This window comes from Streptomyces muensis, assembly GCF_021474425.1.
GTDB lineage: Bacteria > Actinomycetota > Actinomycetes > Streptomycetales > Streptomycetaceae > Streptomyces > Streptomyces muensis.
The window spans coordinates 1-6203 of sequence record NZ_JAKEIP010000373.1; the positions used below are offsets into that span (position 1 = coordinate 1).

At 71.6% G+C, this 6203-nt stretch carries 5 protein-coding genes; 3 read left to right on the plus strand and 2 right to left on the minus strand.

Going from position 1 to position 6203, the window contains the following annotated elements:
• Together L0P92_RS41010 and L0P92_RS41015 are read left to right on the plus strand one after the other, a co-directional pair.
• On the plus strand, positions 1 to 873 hold an 873-nt coding region (locus L0P92_RS41010; protein WP_234768230.1), incomplete at its 5' end, for an alpha/beta hydrolase family protein.
• Between the two features lie 121 nt (positions 874 to 994).
• On the plus strand, positions 995 to 1744 hold the full coding sequence (locus L0P92_RS41015; RefSeq protein ID WP_234768231.1) for a DUF4142 domain-containing protein: 750 nt from the start codon (positions 995 to 997) through the stop codon (positions 1742 to 1744).
• A 38-nt stretch (positions 1745 to 1782) separates the two neighbouring features.
• Here the strand turns inward: L0P92_RS41015 and L0P92_RS41020 are convergent, their stop codons facing one another.
• Entirely contained in the window at positions 1783 to 2364 is a 582-nt protein-coding gene (locus tag L0P92_RS41020) for an Rv1733c family protein (protein WP_234768232.1), read from the minus strand.
• Between the two features lie 169 nt (positions 2365 to 2533).
• Here L0P92_RS41020 and L0P92_RS41025 point away from each other — a divergent pair, with 169 nt between their 5' ends.
• Entirely contained in the window at positions 2534 to 5632 is a 3099-nt protein-coding gene (locus tag L0P92_RS41025; protein ID WP_443733838.1) for a beta-N-acetylglucosaminidase domain-containing protein, read from the plus strand.
• Here L0P92_RS41025 and L0P92_RS41030 read toward each other — a convergent pair.
• Positions 5633 to 6203: sugar isomerase domain-containing protein (locus L0P92_RS41030; RefSeq protein ID WP_234768233.1), on the minus strand; the 571-nt coding region annotated here is incomplete at its 5' end.

Sequence of the window (6203 nt, forward strand, 5' to 3'; positions counted from 1 at the left end):
CCCGCCGACCCCGTCTCCCTCCCGGCCCTGATCCAGCGCGAGCACCACGGTTCCGACCTGCGCCTCGGTGCCGTACGCCTGCGTACCGACGCCTACACGCAGTACGCCGTCACCTACCGGTCCGACGGGCTGACCATCTCCGGGATCATGAACGTCCCCCGGGGCGAGGGTCCCTTCCCCGCGCTGGTCCTGGCGCACGGCTATATCGATCCGGACGTGTACACGACCGGCCGTGGCATGCCCCGGGAGCAGGACCTGCTCGCCCGCGAGGGCTATGTCGTCCTGCACACCGACTACCGCAACCACGCCGGCTCCGACGACGACCCCGACAACGACGTCAACCTGCGGCTCGGTTACACGGTGGACGTCGTCAACGCCGTACAGGCCCTGCGGTCCGCCGCCCGGCCGGACGTCGACGACGGGCGGATCGGGCTGCTGGGGCGGTCGATGGGCGGCGGGGTGGTGTACAACGCGCTGGTCGTGGCGCCCGGCCTCGTCGACGCGGCCGTCGTCTTCGCACCGGTCAGCTCGCGCCCGGAGGAGAACATCGACCGGTTCCAGCGCCCCGAAGGGGACCCGCTCGTCGAGGAGATCGAGGACGCGCACGGCACCCCGGAGGAGAACCCGGAGTTCTGGCGGCAGGTCTCGCCGGTCACCTATGCCGACCGGGTCACCGAACCCTTGCTGGTCCATCACGGCACCGCCGACGACACCTGCCCCCTGGCCTGGTCGAAGGCGACCGTCGCCGCGTTCGAGGCGGCGGGGAAGGACGTGGAGCTGCGGACGTGGGCGGGCGAGGGGCACACCTTCGGGCCCCGGTGGCGGGAGTCGATGGACGTCACGACGGCGTTCTTCGAGCGTCACCTGGGCTGAGCTCGCGCTTGTGACGCATCACGCACGGCCGGCCCGCGAGATTTTTTCCCTCGGCGGTGATTGTTTCGCGCGTCGCGTCCGTACCTCCTGGAGTACTGAGCCGTTCGTCTCTGGAGGCACGATGCCCATCTCGCGCCGCATGGTAGGAACCGTCTTCGTGGGAGGCGCCCTCGTCCTGACCCTCTCCGCCCTTGCCTACCCCGCCATGCTGGGCGTGGAGAACACCTCCGCCAACCAGGACCGCGTCATCACCAACACGCAGTACGGTCCGCTGACCGAGGCCGACCGGGACTTCGTGGTCAAGGTCCGCGCGGCCGGGCTCTGGGAGCACCCGCTGGGCATGATGGCCATGCAGCGCGGCACGACCCCGGAGATGAAGGAGGCCGGCGAGCACCTCGTCGTCGGACATGCCCGCCTGGACCTCGCCTGCCGCAAGATCGCCTCCGAGCTGAACATCACGCTGCCCAACCAGGCCAGCCCGCAGCAGCAGCAGTTCGTGGCGACCGTGGACTCCAAGACGGGCAAGGAGTTCGACGCCACCGGGGTGGCGATCATGCGGGTGACGCACGGGCAGATCTTCCCGACCATCGCGAAGATCCGGGCCAACACGCAGAACACCATGGTCCGTCAGCTGGCCGACCTGGCGAACGACACCGTGCTCGACCACATCACGGTCCTGGAGAAGACCGGCCTGGTGAACTTCGACGCCAACAACTTCCAGCAGACGACGCCGCCGAAGCTGCCGAAGGACCAGCTCACCCCGCCCGCGCCGCAGCCGGGCGCGCCGGTCCTCACGCTCGCCATCCCCAAGGGCCTGGAGGACCTGAACACCGCGTCCCCGTCGGCGCTGCCGAGCGCGGACGTCAAGTGACGGCGGACGTCGACTGACCGAGGCAGTGGGCCGCCGTATCAGCCCGTCTTCCACCCCCACGGCGTGTCCAGCCGCTCCCACTCCGCGGCCCACTGCTCCAGCCTCCGGCGCTCCATCCCCTGCCGTACCACCCAGGCGGACCCCAGGACGAGACCGAAGGTGCCCGCGCCGGCCAGGATGCCTCCGGCGATCGAGTGCAGCGTCATCTCGCTATCGGACAGTGGTTCGTTGGCGATGACGCCGTTGCGGTCCGTCCACACCTCGACCTTGCTGCCCGCGTGCGTGCTGGGCGGCACGCGTGCCTCGTCCGTGTGGGTCGTGCCGTCCGGGTCCGTCCAGCGGACCGTGGACCACACGAGATGGTCGGTGGTGACCCGCGAGGCCCCCGGATCCTCGGCTTCCTTCACGAGTACGGCCGTCACCTTGTGGCTGCGGGCCCGCTGCTCCTGCGCGGAGGCGATCACCGCGTCCGCCGCCGCCCGGCCCGCGAACACGGCGCCGACCAGCGCCAACAGCCATGCGCACAGCACGACCCAGGCCTCGATGACGTCACTGCGCCGCCTCAGCGGGCTGCGCCGCCATCGCCACAGCCGCACCCTCGGGCACCCGGAAGCAGCCATGCCGACACCCCCTTGAGCACCGACAGCACACTTCCAGTGTGCGCCCACCTGCCGTCGGACGCTCGTGCTTCCGGCCATGAATCATTGAATGAAGCATTCAGCATCCCTACCATCTCCCGATGGATACATTCATCCTGTCCCGGGAGGACCTGTGCGTCCCGTGGTTCCTGTGTTTCCAGTCCGCCGTGTCAGACGCCCCCTGCGCCCGCTGATACCGGCCACCGCCGCCGCCCTGTTGCTGGCCCTCGGTCTCACCGCCCCGGCCACGGCCGCGGCCCCCGAGCCCCGCACCCGGGTTCCGCAGGTGTGGCCGACGCCGAAGAGCGTGCACGCGGGCCCGGGGCGGCTCACCGTGCCGGACCGGGTCGTCGAGGTCGTCGGCCCGCGCACCGACCCCGCCGCCCGCCGCCTGGTCGAATCGGTCCTGCGCGACGCCGGCGCCGAGCACATCGTCACCGTCCCCGCGGGCGAGCGCCCGCCCGCCTCCGGCCTCACGGTCCACATCGGCGGCCCCACCGAGAACCCCGCCACCGGCGCGGCCCTGAGGGAGCTGCGCGCGAAGTCCCCGACCGGCCTGCCCTCCGGCGGCTACGTTCTCGCCGCCGGCCGCTCCCACGGCCGTGCCCTCCTCGCCCTCTCCGGCTCCGACACCACCGGCACCTTCTACGCGGCCCAGACCCTGCGCCAACTCCTCACCGGCGACCGGATACCCACCGTGACCGTCCGCGACTGGCCCACGGCCGGCCTGCGCGGCGTCATCGAGGGCTTCTACGGCACCCCCTGGTCGCATGCCGAGCGCCTCGCCCAACTGGACTTCTACGGCCGTACGAAACAGAACGTCTACGTCTACTCCCCCAAGGACGACGACTACCTCCGCGCCCGCTGGCGCGAGCCGTACCCGCCCGCCGAACTGGCGAAGCTGAAGGAACTGGTCGACCGCGCCCGCGCCAACCACGTCCGCTTCACCTACGCCCTCTCCCCCGGCCTCTCCGTCTGCTACTCCTCCGCCGCCGACATCAAGGCGCTCACCGCCAAGTTCGACTCGCTGTACGCCATCGGTGTGCGCTCCTTCGCGATCCCGCTGGACGACATCAGCTACACGAAGTGGAACTGCGCCGCCGACGAGGCGGAGTTCGGGACGGGCGGCGGTGCGGCCGGTGCCGCGCAGGCGCATCTGCTCAACACGGTGTGGCGGGAGTTCACCGCCGAGCACACCGACCTCGAACCCCTGGAGATGGTCCCCACCGAGTACTCCGACCTCGCCGACTCCCCGTACAAGAAGGCGCTGCGGGAGAAGCTCGACCCGTCCGTGGTCGTCGAGTGGACCGGCGTCGGCGTGATCGCGCCGACCATCACCGCCGAGCAGGTGAAACAGGCGCGCGAGGTCTACGGCCATCCGATCCTGGTCTGGGACAACTACCCGGTCAACGACTACGTCACCAGCCGTCTCCTGCTCGGCCCCTACACCGGCCGCGAGCCCGGCGTGGCGAGCGCGTCGACCGGGGTGACCGCCAACCCGATGGTCCAGGGCGAGGCGAGCCGGATCGCCCTGTTCACCTCGGCGGCCTACCTTTGGAACCCGGACGCGTACGACCCACGGGCCGCCTTCCTCGCCTCCGTACGGGATCTCGCCGGGCCCGACGCCGCGCCCTGGCTGCGGATCTTCGCCGAGAACAACCACTCCTCCCAGCTCGATCCGACCGAGTCCCCGACCCTCACCGCTCTGATCTCCGCCTTCCGCAAGGCCTACGAGCAGGACAGCGGCCTGGACCGGGCCGCCGCCGAGCTCAGGGGCTACTTCGCCGACATGGCCGCCACCCCGGACCGGTTGCGCGCGCTGCTCGACAACCCCGGGTTCCTCGACGAGACCTCGGCCTGGCTGGACAAGCTCGGCCGCTACGGCGGCGCGGGCGAAACCGCCGTGGATCTGCTGCTGGCGCACAAGGACGGCGACGCGGACGCCGTCACCCGGTACTGGACCGCGCTGCGGGCCGAGCGCAAGGCGCTGGACGCCGTGCCCGAGCAGGTCTCCCCGGGCGTGATGGACCAGTTCCTCTACACGACGATGCTGGAGACCGCCCCCGACCCCGGCGTCGACGCCTCCTTCTCCCCTGACGCGCTGTCCCTGCGGCCCGGGGCCTCCGCCACGGTCACCCTCGACCTGTCCGACGCCCGGGCCGAGACCGTCGGCTGGAAGCTGGACCTGCCCGAAGGGGTCACTGCCACGCCCGCCGAGGGCACGGCGACCACCCCGGCCTCGGTCACCGTCACCCTCACCGCCGACGAGACCGCCGCCGAAGGCGTCCGTTCCGTCGTCGTGTCGGGCACGGGGCTCCTCGACCGCGCGCTCCCCGTCCAGGTCACCGACGGCACCGGTACCCCACGGGCACTGACCGCCAACTTCAGTGGCGCGTCGGTCAGTTCCATCGACCTGTCCACCGGGACGACCAAGGACATCGCGGTCGGCGCCAACCCGGGCGAGGTCGTGGTGAGCGCCGACGGGCGTACCGCGTACGCCGCCAACCAGGGCTCGAACACGGTCAGCGTGCTCGACGTGGCGGGCGGCACGGTCACGGCCACGGTCGCCGTCGGCCGGGTCCCGGCCGGCCTGGCGCTCACCCCGGACGGCGGCACGCTGTGGGTGGCCAACTACACCGACGGCACGGTGCAGCCCGTGGACACCGGCACGCTCAGGGCGGGCGCGCCCGTCCGGGTCGGCGACGGGCCGGAGAACATGGCGGTCACACCCGACGGCAGGACGCTGTACGTGGCCAACATCCACGACAACACGGTCACGCCCGTCGACCTCGCCACCGGCACCGCCGAGGACCCGGTCGCGGTCGGCCCGAGGCCCTTCAACGTGGTCGCCGCGCCCGACGGGAAGACGGTGTACGTGTCCAACTCCGGTGGCTCGACGGTGACTCCGATCGACACGGCGACCAACGACACCGAGCCGACGCTGCTGGTCACCGGCCAGGCCTACGGGCTCGGGCTGTCCCCGGACGGCCGGACGCTGTGGGTCAGCCCCAGCACCGGGGACCGCGTCACCCCCGTCGACACGGTGACCGGCGCGCCCGGCACCGAGGTCACGGTCGGAAGGTCCGCCTTCGACGTCGGCCTGGACTGGGACGGCGGTACGGCCTACGTGACCACGGCGGACGGCAACCGCCTGGTCCCGGTCGACACCGCGTCGGGCACCGCAGGGACACCTTTGACGACGGGCGCGTATCCGCTGGCCGTCGCGCTGACGCCGGTACCCGTGGAGTGATCAGCTCGCGGTGCGCCGGATCCGTCCGGCGTACCGCTTCTCCAGTTCCAGGTTGCCCTCGAACCCGCCGGGCACATTGGCGGAGACGTACACGGGCGGTCGCTCCCCGGCCGCGAGGAGCAGCCCCGAGGCCTCCGCGACGGCCATCTGCACCAGCATCACGCCGGTGAGCGTGGACAGGGCGCACACCGCTCCGCCGCCGGGCAGCTCCAGCAGCGCGTCGCCGGGCGGGGCCGCGTTGTCGAGGACGACGTCCGCCAGGTCGGCGAGCTTCTTGCCGCTCGCGTGGCCCGCGGGAACGGCCCGGGTGTGGGCGAGGGAGGTGAGGGCGAGGATCCGGTGGCCCTGTTCCTTGGCGTGCAGGGCCATCTCGACGATGACGTTGTTGACGCCGGAGTTGGAGATGATGACGAAGAGGTCCTCGGGGTGCGGGGCGGCCAGGTCGTAGAGGCGGGTGGCCACGCCGGGCCGGCGTTCCAGAAGCGGATCGTCGAGGACGCTCGGTGCGTCACCGCCGTACAGGACGAGGTCGGCGATGCTGAGCCGGTTGGTGGGCACCAACCCGCCCGCC